Origin of the sequence: Streptomyces zhihengii, assembly GCF_016919245.1 — a bacterium.
GTDB lineage: Bacteria > Actinomycetota > Actinomycetes > Streptomycetales > Streptomycetaceae > Streptomyces > Streptomyces zhihengii.
Genome location: NZ_JAFEJA010000001.1, coordinates 871,032 through 891,875, shown reverse-complemented (window position 1 = coordinate 891,875; position 20,844 = coordinate 871,032). Strand labels below are relative to the sequence as shown.

At 73.6% G+C, this 20,844-nt stretch carries 19 protein-coding genes; 12 read left to right on the top strand and 7 right to left on the bottom strand.

Going from position 1 to position 20,844, the window contains the following annotated elements:
• Positions 1 to 131: 131 nt before the first annotated feature.
• Entirely contained in the window at positions 132 to 1,346 is a 1,215-nt protein-coding gene (locus tag JE024_RS03810; RefSeq protein WP_205372206.1) for a CapA family protein, read from the top strand.
• Positions 1,347 to 1,386: 40 nt separating this feature from the next.
• Here the strand turns inward: JE024_RS03810 and JE024_RS03805 are convergent, their stop codons facing one another.
• Positions 1,387 to 1,851 carry a universal stress protein gene (locus JE024_RS03805; protein ID WP_205372205.1) on the bottom strand — a complete coding sequence of 155 codons (465 nt, stop codon included), beginning with the start codon at positions 1,849 to 1,851 and terminating at the stop codon, positions 1,387 to 1,389.
• A gap of 137 nt (positions 1,852 to 1,988) precedes the next feature.
• Here JE024_RS03805 and JE024_RS03800 point away from each other — a divergent pair, with 137 nt between their 5' ends.
• A complete protein-coding gene (locus JE024_RS03800; protein WP_205372204.1) occupies positions 1,989 to 2,849 on the top strand; it encodes a polysaccharide deacetylase family protein in 861 nt (286 codons plus the stop codon).
• Between the two features lie 64 nt (positions 2,850 to 2,913).
• Here the strand turns inward: JE024_RS03800 and JE024_RS03795 are convergent, their stop codons facing one another.
• Positions 2,914 to 3,585: a class F sortase gene (locus tag JE024_RS03795; protein ID WP_205372203.1), complete on the bottom strand. Its 672-nt coding sequence runs from the start codon at positions 3,583 to 3,585 to the stop codon at positions 2,914 to 2,916.
• Between the two features lie 288 nt (positions 3,586 to 3,873).
• Between JE024_RS03795 and JE024_RS03790 the strand changes: the two genes are divergently transcribed.
• The gene (locus JE024_RS03790; protein ID WP_205372202.1) at positions 3,874 to 4,371 is read left to right on the top strand and encodes a hypothetical protein; all 498 of its coding nucleotides are present in this window, start codon (positions 3,874 to 3,876) and stop codon (positions 4,369 to 4,371) included.
• 104 nt (positions 4,372 to 4,475) lie between these two features.
• Here the strand turns inward: JE024_RS03790 and JE024_RS03785 are convergent, their stop codons facing one another.
• Positions 4,476 to 4,997: a hypothetical protein gene (locus JE024_RS03785; RefSeq protein ID WP_205372201.1), complete on the bottom strand. Its 522-nt coding sequence runs from the start codon at positions 4,995 to 4,997 to the stop codon at positions 4,476 to 4,478.
• Positions 4,998 to 5,169: 172 nt separating this feature from the next.
• Complete coding sequence (locus JE024_RS03780) at positions 5,170 to 5,673, bottom strand: MarR family transcriptional regulator (protein ID WP_205372200.1); 504 nt, start codon at positions 5,671 to 5,673, stop codon at positions 5,170 to 5,172.
• Between the two features lie 75 nt (positions 5,674 to 5,748).
• Here JE024_RS03780 and pip point away from each other — a divergent pair, with 75 nt between their 5' ends.
• From pip to JE024_RS03760, 4 genes are all read left to right on the top strand, one after another.
• Entirely contained in the window at positions 5,749 to 6,711 is a 963-nt protein-coding gene (gene pip, locus JE024_RS03775; protein ID WP_205372199.1) for a prolyl aminopeptidase, read from the top strand.
• 217 nt (positions 6,712 to 6,928) lie between these two features.
• Positions 6,929 to 7,885, top strand: coding sequence for an SCO0930 family lipoprotein (locus JE024_RS03770; RefSeq protein ID WP_205372198.1), 957 nt, complete (start codon positions 6,929 to 6,931; stop codon positions 7,883 to 7,885).
• Positions 7,886 to 8,182: 297 nt separating this feature from the next.
• The gene (locus tag JE024_RS03765; protein WP_205372197.1) at positions 8,183 to 8,995 is read left to right on the top strand and encodes an SAM-dependent methyltransferase; all 813 of its coding nucleotides are present in this window, start codon (positions 8,183 to 8,185) and stop codon (positions 8,993 to 8,995) included.
• Positions 8,992 to 11,154, top strand: coding sequence for a putative bifunctional diguanylate cyclase/phosphodiesterase (locus JE024_RS03760; protein WP_205372196.1), 2,163 nt, complete (start codon positions 8,992 to 8,994; stop codon positions 11,152 to 11,154). Before JE024_RS03765 ends, JE024_RS03760 begins: the two co-directional genes overlap by 4 nt.
• Before the next feature lie 231 nt (positions 11,155 to 11,385).
• On the opposite strand, the gene JE024_RS03755 is transcribed toward JE024_RS03760, so the two are convergent.
• Positions 11,386 to 12,264: a LysR family transcriptional regulator gene (locus JE024_RS03755; protein ID WP_205372195.1), complete on the bottom strand. Its 879-nt coding sequence runs from the start codon at positions 12,262 to 12,264 to the stop codon at positions 11,386 to 11,388.
• A gap of 95 nt (positions 12,265 to 12,359) precedes the next feature.
• On the opposite strand from JE024_RS03755, the gene JE024_RS03750 reads away from it, so the two are divergent.
• Genes JE024_RS03750 through JE024_RS03740 form a run of 3 tightly spaced genes read left to right on the top strand, consistent with a single transcriptional unit; the run spans position 12,360 to position 15,749 of the window.
• Positions 12,360 to 13,067: a succinate dehydrogenase gene (locus JE024_RS03750; protein ID WP_205372194.1), complete on the top strand. Its 708-nt coding sequence runs from the start codon at positions 12,360 to 12,362 to the stop codon at positions 13,065 to 13,067.
• 1 nt (position 13,068) lies between these two features.
• Positions 13,069 to 15,006, top strand: coding sequence for a fumarate reductase/succinate dehydrogenase flavoprotein subunit (locus JE024_RS03745; protein ID WP_205372193.1), 1,938 nt, complete (start codon positions 13,069 to 13,071; stop codon positions 15,004 to 15,006).
• Positions 15,003 to 15,749, top strand: a complete 747-nt coding sequence (locus JE024_RS03740) for a succinate dehydrogenase/fumarate reductase iron-sulfur subunit (RefSeq protein ID WP_205372192.1) — start codon at positions 15,003 to 15,005, stop codon at positions 15,747 to 15,749. The genes JE024_RS03745 and JE024_RS03740 overlap by 4 nt, the downstream gene beginning before the upstream one ends.
• A gap of 39 nt (positions 15,750 to 15,788) precedes the next feature.
• Here JE024_RS03740 and JE024_RS03735 read toward each other — a convergent pair whose 3' ends face one another.
• Positions 15,789 to 18,134, bottom strand: coding sequence for an ATP-binding cassette domain-containing protein (locus JE024_RS03735; RefSeq protein WP_205372191.1), 2,346 nt, complete (start codon positions 18,132 to 18,134; stop codon positions 15,789 to 15,791).
• Between the two features lie 11 nt (positions 18,135 to 18,145).
• Positions 18,146 to 19,171, bottom strand: a complete 1,026-nt coding sequence (locus tag JE024_RS03730; protein WP_205372190.1) for an LLM class flavin-dependent oxidoreductase — start codon at positions 19,169 to 19,171, stop codon at positions 18,146 to 18,148.
• A gap of 86 nt (positions 19,172 to 19,257) precedes the next feature.
• Here JE024_RS03730 and JE024_RS03725 point away from each other — a divergent pair, with 86 nt between their 5' ends.
• Entirely contained in the window at positions 19,258 to 20,199 is a 942-nt protein-coding gene (locus tag JE024_RS03725) for a GNAT family N-acetyltransferase (protein WP_205372189.1), read from the top strand.
• 115 nt (positions 20,200 to 20,314) lie between these two features.
• Positions 20,315 to 20,788 (top strand): carboxymuconolactone decarboxylase family protein, encoded by a 474-nt coding sequence (locus JE024_RS03720; protein WP_205372188.1) that lies wholly within the window; start codon positions 20,315 to 20,317, stop codon positions 20,786 to 20,788.
• Positions 20,789 to 20,844: the final 56 nt, after the last annotated feature.

Sequence of the window (20,844 nt, the reverse complement as noted above, 5' to 3'; positions counted from 1 at the left end):
TGCGCCCGGTGCCGGGGGCCGTTGCAGCGACGTCCCGGCTGCGTCGCTTGACTCGGCCCGGCCTCCCTGTCTCGTCAACAGTCCGATATGCGGTAAATCTGACAATTGAGACCATTCGGAGGCTGTTCGCGATGTCCTCTACCCCACGACCCCGGCGCGGACGGCGGCCCGGCCGCGCGGCGCTCGTCTGCGCGGCGCTGGCCGCCGTGGCCTGCGCCGCCGGCTGCGCCGCGGAGCGGACCCCGCCCCGGGCCGCGCCCCCCTCGGGGCAGGCCCCCTCCGCCGCGGGCGGCGCCCGTGCCGCCGAACGCCCCTTCACCCTGGCCGCCAGCGGAGACGTCCTCCCGCACGCGTCGGTCATCCAGCAGGCCGCCGCCGACGCCGGCGGCACCGGCTACGACTTCCGCCCCATGCTCGCCGGGGTCGCCCCCGTCGTCTCCCGCGCCGACCTCGCCATCTGCCACATGGAGACGGTGTACGGCGCGAACGGCGACTACAGCGGCTACCCCTCCTTCAAGTCCCCGCCCGAGATCGCCGAGGCCCTCGCGGCCACCGGCTACGACTCCTGCTCGACCGCCTCCAACCACACCCTCGACGACGGCGCCCCGGGCATCGCCCGCACCCTCGACGCCCTCGACCGGGCCGGCGTCGCCCACGCGGGATCGGCCCGCACGGAACGCGAGGCCGGCCGGCCCGCCTGGCTCTCGGCGGGCGGCGCGAAGGTGGCCCAGCTCGCCTACACCTACGGCACCAACGACATCCCGCTGCCCGAGGACCGGCCCTGGAGCGTGGCGCTCATCGACGAACAGCGCATCGTCGACGACGCCCGCGCCGCCCGGCGGGCGGGCGCCGACGTCGTCGTGGTCAGCCTCCACTGGGGTACCGAGTGGCAGAACGCCGTCGACGAGCAGCAGCTCTCCCTCGGCCGCGCGCTGACGGCCGCCGCCACCGACGGCCGCCCCGACATCGACCTCCTCCTCGGCACCCACGCCCATGTCCCGCAGGCGTACGAGAAGGTGGGCGGCACCTGGGTCGTCTACGGCATGGGCGACCAGATCGCCGGCGCGATGATCAACTACGAGGGCGTCCAGGACCCCCGGGGCAACCAGGGCTCGATCGCCCGCTTCACCTTCTCGCCCCCCGCGAAGCCCGGCGCCCGCTGGGAGGTCACCCGCGCCGAGTACGTCCCGCAGTGGATGGACACCGCCGCGGGCCGGGTCGTCAACCTCTCCGACGTCATCGCGAAGGGCTCCGCCCGGCCGGAGCACCACACCGCGCTGGCGGCCGTCACCTCGGCCGTCCTCGGCCGCGGCGCGGCCGAGGACGGCCTGGTCATGGGCCGCTGAGCCCCAGGTCACGGGCGTGGGCGGCCGCTGGGCCCGCCGGTCAGGGCACGACCGTCACCGGCCAGCGGCCCGCCTTGACGAGACGGACCGCGACCGACCCGATGATCCGGTGCCCCGCCGACTCCGATGCGCCCACCACCACGGCGTCCGCCTTCAGCTCGTCGGCCGCGGTGACCAGTCCCGTGTACGGGTCGCCGCGGAAGGTGTGGAACTCCCAGCGCACGTCCCAGATGCCCCGCAGCCGCTCGGCCGCCGTCCGGATCTCGGCGGCCAGCCCCTCCGCGATCTCCTCGGTGGTGCCGGCCACCGGCACCCCGAGCGCCGCGCCCGCCGGCATCACCGGCTGCACGTAGACGATCGCCAGCAGCGCCCCCTGACGGCGGGCGAGCCCGCTCGCGTAGGCGGCGGCCCGCAGCGACGAGTCCGACCCGTCCAGACCGACGACGACGACCTTCGGCCCGTCCGTGCCGCGTTCGAACCCCGGGGACGGCTGATGCTGAGTCACGCCTTCGAGGCTATCCGCCCGGCCCCCGGGCGGGCCCGCCGGGCCCGTCGCCCCGCTCCTTGCTCCAGGCGGGTCGAATTCGCGGCGTCCCCGTGTCGGTCGTACGTACGGGGCGACGGCCGTGCGAGCAGTGGGCCATGAAAAAGGATGAGCTGCTCGTTCCGCGCCGCTCCGTGCTGCGCGTCGCCGCCGCGCTCTCCGGCGCCGCGGTCCTCGGCGGCCTGCTGGCCACCGAACGCACCGGCATGCCCGAGCGCGCCGCGCCCGGCAGCAGACCCGGGGCGGCGCCGCCCGCCAGGGGACCGCAGGCCGGCACCCCCGCCCGGCCCCGGCCGGCCTCCGCCTACCGCCTCCAGCCCATGACCGCGCAGGCCCCGTTCACCCGCCGCGCGCTGCCGCCCGTGCGCACCCGCCCGCTCCTGGAACTGCCCGCCGAGGGCCGCACGATGGTGCTCACCTTCGACGACGGCCCCGACCCGCGCTACACCCCCGACATCCTCGCGACGCTGCGCGCCCACGACGTGCCGGCGATGTTCTTCGTCTGCGGGGAGATGGCGCAGTACCACCCCGACCTGCTGCGCGAGATGGCCGACGACGGCCATCTGATCGGCAACCACACCTGGTCCCACCCGCTGGTGCCGGGCCTCGCGCCGTCCGAGATCCGCAGCCAGCTCGGCCGCACCAGCGACATCGTCGAGAAGACGGTCGGCGCGCCCCCGCGCTGGTACCGCGCCCCCTACGGCGCCTGGAACAAGCACTCCTTCGAGATCGGCGCCGCACTCGGCATGGAACCGCTCGCCTGGACGGTGGACACCCTGGACTGGACCGAGCCCGGCACCGGCACGATCGTCCGCCGGGTCATGGACGGCGCGGCCCCCGGCGTCGTGGTGCTCTCCCACGACGCGGGCGGCAACCGCTCCCAGAGCGTCGCGGCCCTGCGCCGCTACCTCCCGCGCCTCCTCGCCGACGGCTACCGCATCACCGTGCCCCGCATCTGAGCCCGGACGGCCGAGGGCCCCCGCGACACCGTCGCGGGGGCCCTCGGCCGGAGCGGGGGGCGGCTCAGCGCGTCTTGACCATCCGCGCGAAGACGACCACGTTGCCGTCGTAGCCGTCCGCCTTGGTGTAGCCGCCGCCGCAGGTGATGACCCGCAGCTCCGGCTGGCCGGTGTCGCCGTACACCCGCACCCCGGGGAAGTCGTGCTTGGAGAAGACCTCCACGCCGTAGACCTCGAAGACCGCGACCCGGCCGTCCAGCCGGGGGACCTCGACGAGCTGCCCCTTCTCGACCGAACCGAGGCCGTAGAAGACGGCGGGCCCCGCCTGGTTGTCGACATGGCCCACGATCACCGCGGTGCCGCGCTGCCCCGGTGCCACGCCGTTCTGGAACCATCCGGCGAGGTTGGGGTCCTGCGGCGGCGGCGCCGCGATCCAGCCCTTGTCGTCGAGACCGACGTCCATCACGGGCGCGTCGACGTCGATGGAGGGCACCCGCACGGTGGCGGGCGGGGCGTACGGAAGCGGTTCGAGCGGCACCGGCAGGAAGGTCTCCCCGGTGTGACTGCCGAGCGACGCCGCCGCGGCCGGCTGCGGCGGTCCGAGACCGACGTCGACCCCGTTCCTCATCAGCGCGATCCCGCTGAGCATGACGAGCGCCAGCACGCCCCAGGGCGAGCGTCGTCTGGGCTCCCGGCCGAACGTGTCCCGGCTCGTGGTTCTCCCCTTAATGCGCATGCAGGCACGCTAAGCACGCGGGCCCGGGGCGGCGATCAGGGAAGGGCGAACGGGTGGCGGGGCCAGTCGGGATGACCCATCCGAGTAATGAGCGGATAAGACGTCTGACGGTCTGTGACCTGCGGCTCCGTCAGATCGGGACCGCCCGGCCCGGCGTGTCGGCTCACCGGGGTGGCCCAAGCCCGAAATGCGAGGAAAGGGAGCCTCGGTGAATGTTCCTGGTGGAAGGCGTCCTCGTCGAATATCCCGGAGCGCCGCTTCGGAGCGTCTTCCGCTGGAGGTTCAACGATGCGTGCTATCCGCGCTCTCGCGGTGACCGCGACCGCTTTCGCGGCCGTCGGGCTCAGCGCTCCACTGGCCGCCGCCGGCGGTGGGGACGGCCCGAGGAACGTCCAAGTCAGCCCCTCCTCGGTCTTCCCCGGGGGCACCCTGACGATCACTGTCGACGGATGCCGCCGCGGTGGCACCGTCAGCTCGAACGCCTTCCCCGACGCCACCCTCTCCCCGCGCGGCGACCGCGGCGGGGAGTCCACGGCCACCGCCCGCGTCCGCAACAGCGCCGCGCCCGGCAGCTACCACCTGACGGTGCGGTGCAACGACAGCTCGCAGACCGCGAGCGCCTCCTTCAACGTGCTGCCCGCACGGGGCGCCCAGGGCGGCCTCGGCGGTTCCATCGGCCCCACCAGCACCGAGATGGCCATCGGTGCCGGTCTCGTCGCCACGGCCGCGGTGGGCGGAAGCATCTTCATCGCCCGTCGCCGCCGTACGGTCAGCGGTCAGGTCTGACCGGCCGAACCTCCCGGTCGGCCCCACCGCCCGTCGCCCCGAGTCCCGGTCAGGGACTCGGGGCGACGGGCTGTCGGGGGAGGGCGGCTGAGCCGGCCGGCGCATCAGTGACGGCGGTCGGCGGAACGCCGGCGCAGGACCAGGACGGTCGCCGTGGCCGCTGCCGCGACCATCGCCCCGCCCGCGGCGATCTCCGCGGTGTTCATGCCGTCGATGCTGCCGCCCTCGCCGCCCCGCACACCCGAGGGGGCGATGGTCGCGGCGGGCCGGGTGGAACTCGCGGTCGGGGTGGAGGAGCCGCCCGCGATCCGCAGATCGAGGGTGCCGATCCGTCCGATGCAGTTGAACTGGACGGAGTAGACGGCGCCGGGCCTGGCGTCCCAGTCGACGACGGCGGTGGCCGCGCCGTTCTGGGGGATGGTCACGGTGTCGAAGACGCCGGACGTCACGGTGGTCGTGCTCGGGCAGCCGCCGGCGGTCAGCGTCACACGGCCGCCCGCGGACACCGTCGACGGTGTCACGGCGAAGTCGTACGGCGTGTTGTTGACGGCGAACGCGGCGGTGGGAGCGGTCAGGGCGAGTGCGGCCGCTCCGAGAGCGGCGGATGCGGCACGTATCGCACGCATGGTCGGACCTCCGGGTCCCCGAGGAGCAGCTGCGGAACCGTTTCCGCACAGGTCGGGGAGTGCTCCTCGATCACCGAAACGCTAAGAGCGCCCCCATCGGGCCGCGATCGGTGTAGGGCAATCGGGTCATACCGGTGGTCCGGCGGGGCGACGGCGGCAGCGTGTCGGCGGGTCATTCGGCGGGGCGGATGAGATGGGGCGCGGCCCGGGCGACGCGCTCGCGCATCGGCAGGCGCTCCAGCGCGTCGAGGGCCTCGCCCACGAGTGCGCTCAGCGGGTACGACAGCTCCGCCTCGAAGGCCGCCGCCGCGGCGGCGGTGGCCTCCCACTCGGCGTCCAGGGACGGCAGCAGGCCGCGTGCCCGGTCGGTGAGCGTGGCGACGCGCTGCCGGGCGTCGGCCCCGGGGGCGACGGTGGCCAGCCCCTCCCTGACGAGCTGGGCCACGGTCTGGCTCGCGGCCGAGTGGGTCACGCCCGTCGCGGCGGCCAGCGCCTGGACGGAGCTCGGCCCCTCGGCGGCGAGGGTGCGCAGATACGGGACCCAGCGCGGGCGGACGTCCGCCAGGCCGAGGTCCTCGTAGACGGCGGCCACGCCGGAGTCGAGCAGGCTCAGCAGCAGGCGCAGGCGGGTGCCGAGCAGTTCGGGGCCCGGTGCGGCGTGGGAGGGGTGCGGCATCGACACAATATAACAGTGCTGTTGTATTGTTCGGGGCCGCCGCCCGGACCGGGCGGGGGAGAGAGGGGACACGCCATGGCAGAGCTGTATCCGCCCATCGAGCCCTACGAGGAGGGGCTGCTCGACGTCGGCGACGGGAACCGCGTGCACTGGGAGGTGTCCGGCAACCCCGACGGCAGGCCGGCCCTGGTCGTGCACGGAGGGCCCGGCTCCGGCTGCCTCCCCGGGATGCGGCGGTACTTCGACCCCGCGGCGTACCGCATCGTCCTGTTCGACCAGCGCGGCTGCGGGCGCAGCACGCCCCACGCGGCCGACCCGGCCGCCGGCATGGGCGCCAACACCACGGACCACCTGCTCGCCGACATGGAGCGGCTGCGCGAACACCTCGGCGTCCGGCGGTGGGTGCTGCACGGCGGGTCCTGGGGCTCCACGCTGCTGCTCGCCTACGCGCAGCGGCACCCCGAGCGGGTGTCCGGGATCGTGGTCAACGGCGTCACCACCACCCGGCGCTCCGAGATCGACTGGCTCTACCGGGGCGTCGGACGCTTCTTCCCCGAGCAGTGGCACCGCTTCCGAGCGGGGGTGCCGGAGGCCGCGGAGCCCGGTGACGTGGTCGCCGCGTACGCGCGCCGGATGGAGAGCCCGGAGCGGGCGGTGCGCGAGCGGGCCGCGGCCGACTGGTGCCGCTGGGAGGACGCCGTCCTGTCACTGGAGCCGCACGGGGCGCCCGACGTCTACAGCGGGCGGCCCGACGACGCCCGGATCGCGCTCGTCCGCATCGCCGCGCACTACTTCTCCCACGGCGCCTGGCTGGAGGAGGGCGCGCTGCTGCGCGACGCCGGGCGGCTGAAGGGGATTCCCGGAGTCCTCTTCCATGGACGCCTCGACCTGAGTTCGCCCCTCGACACGGCCTGGGAACTGTCCCGCGCGTGGCCGGACGCCGAGCTCGTCGTCGTGGACGACGCCGGACACAAAGGGAGCGACGAACTGCGCACCCGGGTCAGGGCCGCGCTGGACGGGATGCGCGGCCACGGGTGAACCGGCCGCCCCGCCGATGAGTTGAGATCCGGCCAATTCACAGGCGCCCCACAGAGGGTGAATTCGCCTGGTGCCAGCGGGATTTCGACCATTCGCGTCCGCGACGGACAAGATTCTTCCCCCGGCGTTGAACACCCGCCGCCCCCACGTCCGTACCTAGGGCCATGAACGGCGCCGGGCGGCGCCCCAACCGGCTGGAAGAACAACGGGAGTGGACATGAACACCTGGCGGAACGCCTCGCTCGCGGTGACCGCGGCGGCCGTACTCGCGCTGACGACGGCGTGCGGTCAGGACCAGGGCACCACGACACCCAACGGTCAGGCCGTCGGCGCCGCGAATCCCGCGGCGCCCGGCGACGGAGGCTACGGGGCGGACGCCGGCTACGGCTCCGGGGGCGAGGAGGCGGCCGAGGCCAAGCCCGCGGGCCAGCTCGCCGTCTGGGAGAGCAAGGAACTCGGCCAGGTCGTCACGGACAGCGCGGGCTTCACCCTCTACCGCTTCGACAAGGACACCGCCAAGCCCCCGAAGTCCAGTTGCGAAGGCGACTGCGCGAAGACCTGGCCCGTGGTGGCCGCGGGCGGCGCGACCGCGGCCCCCGGCGTCGACGCCTCCCTGATCGGCGAGGTGACCAGGGCGGACGGCTCCAAGCAGCTCACCATCGACGGCTGGCCGATGTACCGCTACGCCAAGGACACCAAGGCCGGGGACGTCAACGGGCAGGGCGTCGGCGGCACATGGTACGCGGCCGCCCCCGACGGGAAGAAGGCGGAGCCGGGCGCCGCGGAGGAGGCCGGGGGCGAGGAGGCCGATCTCGCCGGGCTCTCGGTGCGCAAGGACCCCAAGCTCGGCGAGATCGTCGTCGACAAGGACGGGATGACGGTCTACCGCTTCATGAAGGACTCCGCCTGGCCCATGAAGACGGCCTGCACCGGCGCCTGCCTGGAGAAGTGGCCCGTGGTCGAGCCCGTCGAGAAGAACGACACGGTCGGCATCCTGAAGAAGGGCTTCGTCACCTTCGACCGGCCCGACGGCATCGCCCAGCAGACGATCGACTGCTGGCCCATCTACACCTTCTCCGGGGACGCCAAGCCCGGCGACACCAACGGCCAGGGCGTCGGCGGCACCTGGTACGCCGTCTCCCCGGAGGGCAAGCCGGTCGGAGCGCCCAAGTAGTCCCCACGCAGCTCCGGCCCGCGACCGGTCCGTCCCACACCCCCCGGTGTGCCGGCGGACCGGTCGCATGTGCGCCGCGCGCATTCCGCCGGCCGGTGACAGGCGGTCATGACGCATGCGCGTGCCGTCCCCGTATGACGACGTCCTGTCACCCGGTCCCGTGACCACGTCGTGTGACCAAGAACGGACCGCTAATTTCCGTTTGGACTCGCCCTCTTGGCGGGCGATCAGTAGCCTCGGCTCGAACACTGGCCATGGACATGGCCGACCCTCCGTGGCGACTTGTTGGAGACATCGATGGAGCGTCCCGCCTGGGCACCGCATGGCATCGACATATCGGTGCCGAGCGTTTCCCGTATGTACGACTATTACCTGGGCGGTTCGCACAACTTCGAGGTCGACCGGGAAGCGGCCCGCAAGGCCATGGAGTTCATGCCGGGCCTGCCGAAGATCATGCAGGCGAACCGGGCGTTCATGCGACGCGCGGTGGGTTACGCGGCGGAGCAGGGGATCACCCAGTTCCTCGACATCGGCTCCGGAATCCCGACCTTCGGCAACGTCCACGAAGTGGCGCGCGGGGCGGTGCCGGACGCCCGGGTCGTCTACGTCGACCATGACCCCGTGGCCGTCGCCCACGGCCGCACCCTGCTGGAGGGCGACGCCGCGTCGGCCGTCCTCGCCGCGGACCTGCGCAAGCCGAACCAGATCCTCGACAGCCACGAGGTCCGGGACCTGCTCGACCTCGGCCGCCCGGTGGCCCTGCTGCTCGTCGCCGTCCTGCACTTCCTCCAGGACGCGGACGACCCGGGCGCCGCCGTCGCCGCGCTGCGCGACGAACTCGCCCCCGGCAGCCTGCTGATCCTCACCCACGCCTCCTACGAGGGCGTCCCGGTCACGGCCGAGGCGGCCGGCGGCGCGGTCGGCGTCTACCGCGACATCCGCCAGCCGGTGGCCATGCGCGGACGCGAGGAGATCGCGGCGTTCTTCGAGGGCTTCGAGATGGTCGACCCCGGCCTGGTGCCCATGCCGCACTGGCGGCCGGACGGGCCCGTCGAGCAGGAGGATCCATACGCCTTCTCGGGCTTCTCAGGGGTGGGGCGCAAGGCGTGAGCCCCGACGCGCAGGCCGCCGGTTCCGCGGGGGAGCCGGACGCCCTGGAGGACCGCCTCCGGCGATTCGCGACCATCTGGAGCCGGGCCATCTTCCCGGTCACCGCCACGTCGCTGACCCGGCCCGCATTCGAACGGCATCTGCTGCCGATCGCCCGGGAACTCCACCGGGCGCTGCACGCCCGGCCGTTCACCCCGCAGTCCGCCCAGCAGGTCGGCGCCGCGCTCGTGGACGCCCACTGCACGGACCCCGACGCGCTGAGCCGCACGCTCGGCGTCATCGACGCCTACCTCGTCCTGTACTGCGGCGACCCCGAGGAGAGCGCCGAGGAGAGCCGCGCCCGCTGCGCACGGCTCCAGCACGCGGTCGCCGCCGGCTTCGCCCACGCGCTGCGCGAGCGCACGCTGGCCGAGCAGGAGGCCATCGCCCGCTCCTCGCTCCTCGCCCGCAGCGACGCGCTCCAGGCCATGCACGACACCGAGGTCCGCTTCCGGGCCGTGTTCGAGGGCGCCGCCATCGGCATCGCCATCGCCGACCTCGACGGCAACGTCCTGGAGGTCAACGACACCCTGACCCGGATGTTCGGCGGCCTCGAACACCATGTCCGCGGACGCCGGATGAGCGACTGGGCGCACCCCGAGGACCGGCCGCAGGTGTGGGACCTCTACCGGGAACTGGTGCGCGGCGAGCGCGAGGAGTACCGGACGGAGAAGCCGTTCTACCGCAACGACGGCACCGTGCTGTGGACCAACCTCACCGTCTCCCTGCTGCGCGACGCCGAGGGCGAGCCGCAGTACCAGCTCGCGCTGATGGAGGACACCACCGAACGCCGGCTGCTCAACCTGCGGCTGCGCTACGAGGCCACGCACGACGCCCTGACCGGCCTGCCCAACCGGACGCTGTTCTTCGAACGGCTGGAGAAGGCCGTCACGGCCGGGGAGGGCGCCCGCTTCGGCCTCTGCTACCTCGACCTCGACGGCTTCAAGGCCATCAACGACAGCCTCGGCCACGCCACCGGCGACCGGCTCCTCGTCGAGGTCGCCGACCGGCTCCAGAGCTGCGCCACCGCCCCGGGCGAGATGGTCGCGCGGCTCGGCGGCGACGAGTTCGTGGCCCTGACCACCGGCCCGGACACCGAGCGGGAGGTCGACGAACTCGCCTCGCGGATCCTCGGCTCGCTCGCCACACCGATCAACGTCGACGGCCGTGAGTTCACCGTCCGGGGCAGCATCGGCATCGTCGAGGGGCCGGCCGGCGAACGCACCAGCGCCGAGGTGCTGCGCAGCGCCGACATCACCATGTACCGGGCCAAGTCCGCGGGCGGCAACCGCTTCGAGCTCGCCGACCCGGAGGCGGACGCCCGCGCGATCACCCGGCACGGGCTGACCACCGCGCTGCCCGCCGCGCTGGAGCGCGGCGAGTTCTTCATCGAGTACCAGCCGCTCGTCCACCTCGGCGACGGCACGGTGCACGGGGCCGAGGCGCTGGTGCGCTGGTGCCACCCGCAGCACGGGGTGCTCGGGCCCGACCGCTTCATCCCGCTCGCCGAACGCACGGGCCTGATCGTGCCGTTGGGCCGCTGGGTGCTCCAGGAGTCGGTGCGCCAGGCACGCTTCTGGAGCCGGCGGCACGCGGACGGGGGGCCGCTGCGCATCAACGTCAACCTCTCGCCCGCCCAGCTCCAGCACCCGGGGCTGGTCGCGGACACCGTCGACGTGCTGGAGCGCTCCGGGCTGGAGCCGGGGGCGCTGTGCCTGGAGGTCACCGAGTCGGCGCTGATCGGCGCGGACGAGGATCTGCTCAAGCCGCTGCGGCAGCTCTCGGAGATGGGCGTGGACATCGCGCTCGACGACTTCGGCACCGGGTACTCGAATCTGGCGAACCTGCGGAGGCTGCCGGTGAGCGTGCTGAAGCTGGATCGTTCCTTCACGCAGGGGATGCAGCAGCATCCGTGCGACCCGGTGGACCTCAAGATCGTCGAGGGGATCGTGTCGCTCGCGCACAGCCTGGAGCTCGCGGTGACGGTGGAGGGCGTGGAGACGGGGGCGCAGGCGGAGCAGCTTCGGGAGCTGGGGTGCGATACGGCGCAGGGGTGGTACTACGCGAGGCCGGGGGCGCCGGATCGGATTCATGCGCTGGTGATGGCTGACGCGGTGTGAGGGCGGCCCCGTGGGGCGGCTTGTTGTGTGGGGTGGCGTTGCCCGGGGGTGCTCTTCGGGTTCGGCGCCGCCCTGGGGCGGGATGCCGTTGCCCGGGGTGCTCTTCGGGTGCGGCGCCGCGGCGGGGGCTCCGCCCCCGGACCCCCGCGCCTCGAACGCCGGCGGGGCTGGAGAGGGGGCCCCCGCGCCTCGAACGCCGGCGGGCCGGAGAAGGGCGCCCGGGGCGGGAGTCTAGGTCGCCGCCAGCAGCACCCGCTGGAGTTCGCGGGCGGCGCGGGGTGGGGCGACGTCGCTGCGGTGGGCCAGGGCGATGGTGCGGTGGAGGCCGGGGGGTGCGAGGGGGGTCGTGCGGAGGTCGCGGCCGGCGCCCTGGGCCACCATCGCCGGGACGACGGCCACACCGAGGCCGGCGCGCACGAAGCCGAGCACCGCGTCCATCTCGCCGCCGGCGACCGTGAACGACGGCTCGAAGCCCTCGGCGCGGCAGGCGGCGACCGTCAGGTCCCGCAGGTCGTAGCCGTGGCGGAACATCACCAGGGGCTCGCCCGCCAGATCGGCGATGCGCAGCGGTGCCGGCGGCGCGGGGGAGTCCGGTGAGGAGATCACCACCAGGTCCTCGCGCAGCAGTTCGACGGTGGTGAGGGCGGGGGACGGCGACGGCAGGGGAAGCACGACCAGCGCCAGGTCGAGCGCCCCGCGTGCCAGCTCGCGGACCAGGTCGTGCGAGCCGGACTCCTCGATGATCAGCTCGATGCCCGGATGCCGGTCGTGGAAGGTGCGCAGCACCCGCGGCAGCAGGCCCGTGCACAGGCTCGGCGTGGCGCCGAGGCGGACCCTGCCGCGGCGGAGCTGCGCCAGTTCCTGCACCTCGCGGCGGGCGGTCTCGGTGTCGGCGAGGATCCGGCGGGCCAGCGGGAGAAGGGCCTCGCCGGCGTCGGTGAGCGCGATGTTGCCCCGGGCCCGGCCGAAGAGATCGGCACCGAGCTCCTGCTCCAGGGCACGGATCTGCTGGGAGAGCGACGGCTGGGAGACATGGACGCGCTCGGCGGCGCGGGTGAAGTGACGGGTCTCGGCGACCGCGACGAAATACCGGAGCTGCTGGAGCTGCATGACTCCACTCTACGACGCCCGATAGGCATGGCCTATCGACGCGAGCCGGATCATGTCTTGGACCTCTGGTCGGGTGGGGGCCTACCGTCGGCGCCATGGCTCTGGACACGCGGACGGCACGAAAACCGTCCATGACGCGCACCTTCTGGGGATCGACCCTCGGCAAGAAGACGGTCATGGCCGTCAGCGGTCTGATCATGCTCGGCTATCTGGTCGCCCACATGTTCGGCAACCTCAAGATCTTCTTCGGCCCCGAGGAGTTCAACGCCTACGGGCACTGGCTGCGGACCATGGGCGCGCCGGTGCTGCACTACTCCTGGGCCCTGTGGCTGGTGCGGGTGCTGCTGCTCGCCGCCGTCGTGGGCCACGCCGTCTCCGCGTACCAGCTCAGCCGGCGCGACATCCGGGCCCGGCCCACCGGCTACGTCCACAAGCGCCCGCGGGCGAGCTACGCCACCCGCACCATGCGCTGGGGCGGCATCATCCTGGCGCTGTTCATCGTCTGGCACATCCTGGACCTCACCACCGGTCACGCCCACCCGGGCGGCTTCCAGGAGGGGCACCCGTACCAGAACGTGGTGGACACCTTCTCCACCTGGTACGGCAACACCGTCTACATCGCCGCGGTGACGGCCATGGGGCTCCACGTCCGGCACGGATTCTGGAGCGCCGCCCAGACCCTCGGCGCCGGCAACGCCGCCCGCGACCGCGCCCTGAAGGCCGTCGCCGACCTGCTGGCGCTCGCGCTGACCGCCGGCTTCGTCTCCGTACCCGTCGCCGTCATGACCGGAGTGGTGAGCTGACATGAGCTACCTCGACTACACCACCGGCGAACCCCTCGCCGACGCCAAGGCGCCCGGCGGGCCCGTCGCCGAACGCTGGGACACCCGGCGCTTCGAGGCGAAGCTGGTGAACCCCGCCAACCGGCGCAAGCACACCGTGATCGTCGTCGGCACCGGCCTCGCCGGCGGCGCGGCGGGCGCCACCCTCGCCGAACAGGGCTACCACGTCGAGCAGTTCTGCTACCAGGACTCCCCGCGCCGCGCCCACTCCATCGCCGCCCAGGGCGGCATCAACGCCGCCAAGAACTACCGCAACGACGGCGACTCGATCCACCGGCTGTTCTACGACACCGTCAAGGGCGGCGACTTCCGCGCCCGCGAGTCCAACGTGCACCGCCTCGCGCAGATCTCCGTCGAGATCATCGACCAGTGCGTGGCGCAGGGCGTGCCGTTCGCCCGGGAGTACGGCGGGCTGCTCGACACCCGCTCCTTCGGCGGCGTCCAGGTCTCCCGCACCTTCTACGCCCGCGGCCAGACGGGCCAGCAGCTCCTCCTCGGCGCCTACCAGGCGCTCTCCCGCCAGATCGCCGCCGGGAACGTCACCCTGCACGCCCGCACCGAGATGCTGGACCTCGTGGTGGCCGGCGGACGCGCCCGCGGGATCGTCGCCCGTGACCTGGTGACCGGCGAGATCTCCACGTACACCGCCGACGCCGTCGTCCTCGCCACCGGCGGCTACGGCAACGTCTTCTACCTGTCGACGAACGCGATGAACTCCAACGCGACCGCGGTGTGGCGCGCCCACCGGCGCGGCGCGTACTTCGCCAACCCGTGCTTCACCCAGATCCACCCCACCTGCATCCCGCGCACCGGCGACCACCAGTCCAAGCTGACCCTGATGAGCGAGTCGCTGCGCAACGACGGCCGCATCTGGGTGCCGAAGGCGCACGGCGACGACCGGCCGCCGGCCGAGATCCCCGAGGAGGAGCGCGACTACTACCTGGAGCGGATCTACCCCTCCTTCGGCAACCTGGTGCCCCGCGACATCGCCTCGCGCGCGGCGAAGAACGTCTGCGACGAGGGCCGCGGCGTCGGTCCCGGCGGGCAGGGCGTCTACCTCGACTTCGCCGACGCGATCCGGCGGATGGGCCGGCCGAAGGTGGCCGAGAAGTACGGCAACCTCTTCGACATGTACGAGCGGATCACCGCGGAGAACCCGTACGAGGTCCCGATGCGGATCTACCCGGCCGTGCACTACACGATGGGCGGACTGTGGGTCGACTACGACCTCCAGACCACCGTCCCCGGCCTGTTCGCCATCGGCGAGGCCAACTTCTCCGACCACGGCGCCAACCGGCTCGGCGCCTCCGCGCTGATGCAGGGCCTCGCCGACGGCTACTTCGTCCTGCCGTCGACGATCAACGACTACCTCGCGCGCGGCGGCTTCGACCCCGTCGACGCGGCGCACCCCGCCGTCGCCGAGGCGGTCGCCGAGACCCGGGAGCGCCTCGCGGCCCTGCTGCGCGCCGACGGCGACCGCACCCCCGACTCCTTCCACCGCGAGATCGGCGAGGTGATGTGGGAGCACTGCGGAATGGCCCGCACCGAGCAGGGCCTGCGCAAGGCGCTGGAGCGGATCCCGCAGATCCGCGAGGAGTTCTGGCGCCGCATCAAGGTGCCGGGCACCGGTGAGGAGTTCAACCAGTCGCTGGAGAAGGCCAACCGGATCGTCGACTACCTGGAGCTCGCCGAGCTCATGTGCCTCGACGCCCTGCACCGCGCCGAGTCCTGCGGCGGCCACTTCCGGGAGGAGTCGCAGACCCCGGACGGCGAGGCCGCCCGCGACGACGACGCCTTCGCCTACGTCGCTGCCTGGGAGTCCACCGGCGGCGCCCCCGTCCTGCACAAGGAAGACCTCGTCTTCGAGTACGTCCACCCCACTCAGCGGAGCTACGCATGAAGCTCACCCTGCGCGTCTGGCGCCAGAAGAACGCCGACGCCACCGGCACGATGGCGACCTACGAGGTCGACGGCATCTCGTCGGACATGTCCTTCCTGGAGATGCTCGACACCCTCAACGAGGACCTCATCCTGCGCGGGGAGGACCCCGTCGCCTTCGACCACGACTGCCGCGAGGGCATCTGCGGCGCCTGCTCGCTGGTCATCAACGGCGACGCCCACGGCCCCGAGCGCACCACGACCTGCCAGCTCCACATGCGCTCCTTCAGCGACGGCGACACCATCGACGTCGAACCGTGGCGGGCGTCCGCCTTCCCCGTCGTCAAGGACCTGGTGGTCGACCGCTCCGCCTTCGACCGGATCATCCAGGCCGGCGGCTACATCAGCGCCCCCACCGGATCGGCCCCCGAGGCGCATGCCACCCCCGTGCCCAAGCCGGACGCCGACTTCGCCTTCGAGCACGCGGAGTGCATCGGCTGCGGCGCGTGCGTGGCGGCCTGCCCCAACGGTTCGGCCATGCTCTTCACCTCGGCCAAGGTCAACCATCTGAACGTGCTGCCGCAGGGCGCGCCGGAACGCGAGACCCGGGTCCTCGACATGGTGGCCACCATGGACGAGGAGGGCTTCGGCGGCTGCACCCTGACCGGCGAGTGCGCCACCGCCTGCCCGAAGGGCATCCCGCTGCCGTCGATCTCCGCCATGAACCGGGAGTGGCTGCGGGCGGCCCGCAGGTCCCGGCGCTGACACCGGCGGACCGGTGGGCAGCCCGCGCGAGGGCCGGCGTCAGGGGGCGGCGAGCGCCCGGGCGAGATACGGGCCGGTGGGGCCGGGGGTCGTGCGGGCGACCTCGGCCGGCGGGCCCGCGGCCACCACCCGGCCGCCCTCGTCGCCGCCGCCCGGCCCCATGTCGATCACCCAGTCCGCGCGGGCGACCACGTCCATGTCGTGCTCGACGACGACCACCGTGTGCCCCGCGTCGACCAGCCCCCGCAACTGGCGCATCAGCACCTCCACATCGGCCGGATGCAGCCCGGTCGTCGGCTCGTCCAGCACGTACAGGGTGTGGCTGCCGCGCTCGCGCTGGAGCTCGCTCGCCAGCTTGATCCGCTGGGCCTCGCCGCCGGACAGCTCGGTCGCGGGCTGCCCGAGGCGCAGATAGCCGAGGCCGACGTCCAGCAGGGCCGCGAGGCTCCGCGAGGCGGCCCGGTCGCCGGCGAAGAACTCCGCCGCGGACTCCACCGTCAGCCCGAGGACGTCCGCGATCGTCAGCCCCCGCAGCCGGACCTCCAGCGTGGCCGGGTTGTACCGGGCGCCGCCGCAGTCCGGGCAGGGGGCGTACGTGGTCGGCAGGAACAGCAGCTCCACCGAGACGAAGCCCTCGCCCTGGCAGGTCTCGCACCGGCCGCCCTTGGTGTTGAACGAGAAGCGTCCGGCCTTCCAGCCGCGCGCCCGCGCGTCGTCCGTGGCGGCGAACAGCCTGCGCACCACGTCGAACAGCCCCGTGTAGGTCGCGAGATTGGAGCGGGGCGTGCGCCCGATCGGCTTCTGGTCGACCGTCACCAGCCGCTCCACACCCGGCAGTCCGGCGTCGACGGCGCCGACCAGGGTCGACTTGCCCGATCCCGACACCCCGGTGACGGCCGTGAGCACGCCCAGCGGCAGTTGGGCCGTCAGCCCGCGCAGATTGTGACGGGTGACGGGCCCGAGCCGTACCGTGCCGGACGGCTCGCGGGGCACGCCCGCCGGGACGGCCTCCCGCCCGAAGAGGAACCGGCGGGTCTGCGACCCGGGCACCCCGGCCAGCCCGTCGGGCGGCCCGCTGTACAGCACCAGCCCGCCGTGCTCGCCGGCCAGCGGCCCCACGTCCACCAGCCAGTCGGCCCGCCGGACCACCTCCAGATGGTGTTCGACGACGAAGACCGAGTTGCCGCCCGCCCTCAGCCGCTCCAGCACGACCAGCAGCGCCTCGGTGTCGGCCGGGTGGAGGCCCGCCGACGGCTCGTCGAGCACGTAGACCACCCCGAAGAGACCGGACCGCAGCTGGGTGGCCAGCCGCAGCCGCTGGAGCTCCCCGCTGGAGAGGGTCGGCGTCGGCCGGTCGAGGCCGAGGTAGCCGAGCCCCAGCTCCGTCACCGTGGCGACCCGGGCCAGCAGATCGGCCCTCAGCACCTCCGCGGTCGCGCCGCCGTCCGGCGCGGAGCGCAGCAGGGCGGCCAGCTCGGTCAGCGGCATCGCCGCCGCCTCGGCGATCGTCCGGCCGGCGAAGGTCACGGCCAGCGCCTCGGGGCGCAGCCGTCCGCCGCCGCACACCGGGCACGGCTCGCTGGTGAGGAACCGTTCGGCCCTGGCGCGCAGCGCCGCGCTCCTGGAGTCGGCGAAGGTGTGCAGCACATGCCGCCGGGCCCCGGTGTACGTGCCCTCGTAGGGGCGCTGGATCCGGCCCGCCTCCCGCACCGGGTGCACGGTGACCACCGGCCGCTCGTCGGTGAACAGGATCCACTCCCGGTCCTTCGCCGGGAGTTCGCGCCACGGGCGGTCCACGTCGTACCCCAGGGCGTCCAGCACGTCGCGCAGGTTCTTGCCCTGCCACGCGCCCGGCCACGCCGCGATCGCGCCCTCGCGGATCGACAGCGAGGGATCGGGGACCAGCAGCTCCTCCGAGGTGCCGTGCACCCGGCCGAGCCCGTGGCAGCGCGGGCAGGCGCCGGCCGCGGTGTTCGGCGAGAACGCGTCCGAGTCCAGCCGCGGCGCGCCCTCGGGGTAGTCGCCCGCCCGCGAGTACAGCATGCGCAGCGAGTTGGAGAGCGTGGTGACCGTGCCGACCGACGAGCGCGAGCTGGGCGCTGAGCGGCGCTGCTCCAGCGAGACGGCCGGCGGCAGTCCGCTGATCCCGCCCACCGCCGGGGCGCCGACCTGGTGGATCAGCCGGCGCGCGTACGGGGCGACCGACTCGAAGTAGCGCCGCTGCGCCTCCGCGTAGACCGTGCCGAAGGCGAGCGAGGACTTCCCCGACCCGGAGATGCCGGTGAACACGACGAGCGCGTCACGGGGGATGTCGACGTCGACGCCGCGCAGATTGTGCTCACGGGCGCCGCGGACCCGCACAAAGCGGTCGTGAGGGCTGTCCATGGCGGTTCACCCTACGCGTCCGCGCTGGTCAGGGACGCGAGGCCCGCCAGGCCGGCCAGCCGGCGGAACGAGTCGAGCAGCGCGTCACGCTCGTAGGTGCTCGTGGTCACCAGCACCTCGTCCGCCCCGCTCTCCGCGACGACCGCCGACAGCTCCCGCGCCACCTGCTCCGCCGTGCCCGCTACATGACCGCTCAGCCCCGACTCGTACAGCTCGCGCTCCCGGGCGGTCATGGTCAGCGCCGCCACCCGCTCGGGCGGAAGCAGTGGCGGGAAGACGCCGTGGGTACGCGAGTACGCCATCGACCAGGCCTCCGGCACCAGCAGCCGGCGCGCCGCCGCCTCCGTCCCGGCCACCACCACCGTGCCCGCGACCACGACGTACGGCCGCTCGGCCCACGCCGAGGGCCTGAAGCCCTCCCGGTAGGCGTCCACCGCCGCCAGCAGCCGCTCCCGGCCGCGCAGATCGCCGATCACCAGGGGCAGCCCGGCCCGCGCGGCGACCGTCGCCCCCTCGCCCGTCGCCAGCACGAACGGCGGCACCCGCAGGCCCTCCGCCGGGTACGCGTGGACCCCGGGGTGTTCGTCCGGTCCGCCGGTGAACCAGCCCAGCAGCTCGTCCAGTTGCCCGGCGAAGCCGTCCGCGTCCTTCTTGTCGTGCCCGAGCGCCCGGCGGACCGGGTCGGTGAAGCCGACCGAGCGGCCGAGACCCATGTCGATCCGCCCGGGGAAGAGCGACTCCAGCACCCCGAACTGCTCGGCCACCACCAGCGGACGATGGTTCGGGAGCATCACGCCGCCCGTCCCGACCCGGATGCGCGAGGTGGCCGCCGCGACCGCGGCGGCCAGCACCGTCGGGGCGGAGCCGGCGACCCCGGGCACGCCGTGGTGCTCCGACACCCAGAAACGGTGGTAGCCGAGCGCCTCCGCCTCGCGCGCCAGCCGCACCGTGTCGCGCAGCGCCCCGGCGGGGTCCGCGCCCTCACGGGTGCGGGAGCGGTCGAGGACGGACAGCCGGACGGCGGCGACGGTGTTCACCTCTGCTTCAACGCCCGCACGCGGAGGGGATTCCCCCGGGGAAAAACACCTGGTGGCCGCGGTGCGCCCGATGTGATCATGCGCCCATGCGATTTCGACCCGCCACAGCGGACCCGACGGACCTCGACCGTGCCCTCACCGACCCCGGCCCCGGCGACCCCGTGCCCGCGCTCGGTGCCGGGAAGATCCGCGAGGAGCTCGACGCCCACCGCTTCAGGCCCGAGTGGACCTGGTTCGCCGAGGACGGCGACGGGCGGGTCGTGGGCCGCGCCCTGTGGTGGGGACGGGCCGACAGCGAGCGGCCCATCGCCCTCGACTGCCTCCGGATCGCCCCGGAGGCGGGCGACCCGGCGGACGTGGCGGCGGGGCTGCTGGCCGCGGGGCACGCGGCCTTCGGCACCGCCCCCGTCTACAACGCCTCCCTGCCGCGCGGCTGGCGCGACGACGCGGCACTCGCCGCCGCCGTGGAGTGGCGCCGCGAGGCCGGCGCACGCGCGGGGCTGAGCAGCGTCATCGAGCGGCTGCGCTACGAGTGGACCCCGGCCGCCCCGCTGCCCGCACCGCCGCGCCGGCTGACCTTCCGGGACGGCACGGACGAGGAGTTCCTGGAGGCGTTCGTCCGCCTGTCCGAGGGGAGCCTCGACCTCCACACACAGAGCGAGCTCCGCACGGCGGACGCCCGTGACGTGGCCCGGGCCGACATGGACTTCTACCTCGACTGCCCCGGCGAGCGGTCCTGGTGGCGCCTGGCGCACCTCCCGGACGGCGCCCTGGCCGGCCTCGCCGTGCCCTCCGCGACGCCCTACCACCGCAACGTCGGCTATCTGGGCGTCGTCCCGGAACTGCGCGGGCAGGGCCTGATCGACGAGATCCTCGCCGAGATCACCCGCTTCCACGCGGCCGGGGGCGCCGAGCGCGTCACCGCGACCACCGACACCGTCAACGTCCCGATGGCGGCCGCCTTCGACCGCGCGGGCTACGAACTCACGGAGATCCGCCTCGTCCTGGAGCCCCCGCCCGCCGGGTGACACCGGTGGGCCGGGCCGCTCCGCGGGGGGAGACGCAGGTCACACGCGCGCCTGTCACATCGGTCCGCTCCGTTCCGTCACAGGGGTACAGCAACCGCAACGGAAGGACCCCACCGTGGACGCCCGACTGAACCTCTTCGGCAGCCCGCTCGCCGGCACGTTCCTGAAGCACCTCGTCTCGGCCGGCAAGGCGCTCTCCGACTCCGCGCTCCCCCTGGAGGTGCAGGAGCTCGTGAAGATCCGCGCCAGCCAGATCAACGGGTGCGGACTGTGCCTCGACATCCACACCAAGGAGGCCGCGGCGGCCGGCGAGAGTGCGCTGCGCCTGAACATGATCGCCGCCTGGCGGGAGACCATGGTGTTCACCGAGGCCGAGCGCGCCGCGCTGGAGATCACGGAGCAGGGCACCCGTATCGCCGACGCGGCGGGCGGGGTCTCCGACGAGGCGTGGGAGGCGGCGGCCAGGCACTACGACCAGGACCAGCTCCTCGCGCTGGTGTCCCTGATCGCCGTGATCAACTCCTTCAACCGGCTGAACGTGATCCTGCGGCAGCCCGGCGGGGACTACCGGGTCGGCCAGTTCGCCTGACGGGGGCGGACGGCGGGAGGGCGCGGACGGCCATGGCCGTCCGCCCCCTCCCGCCG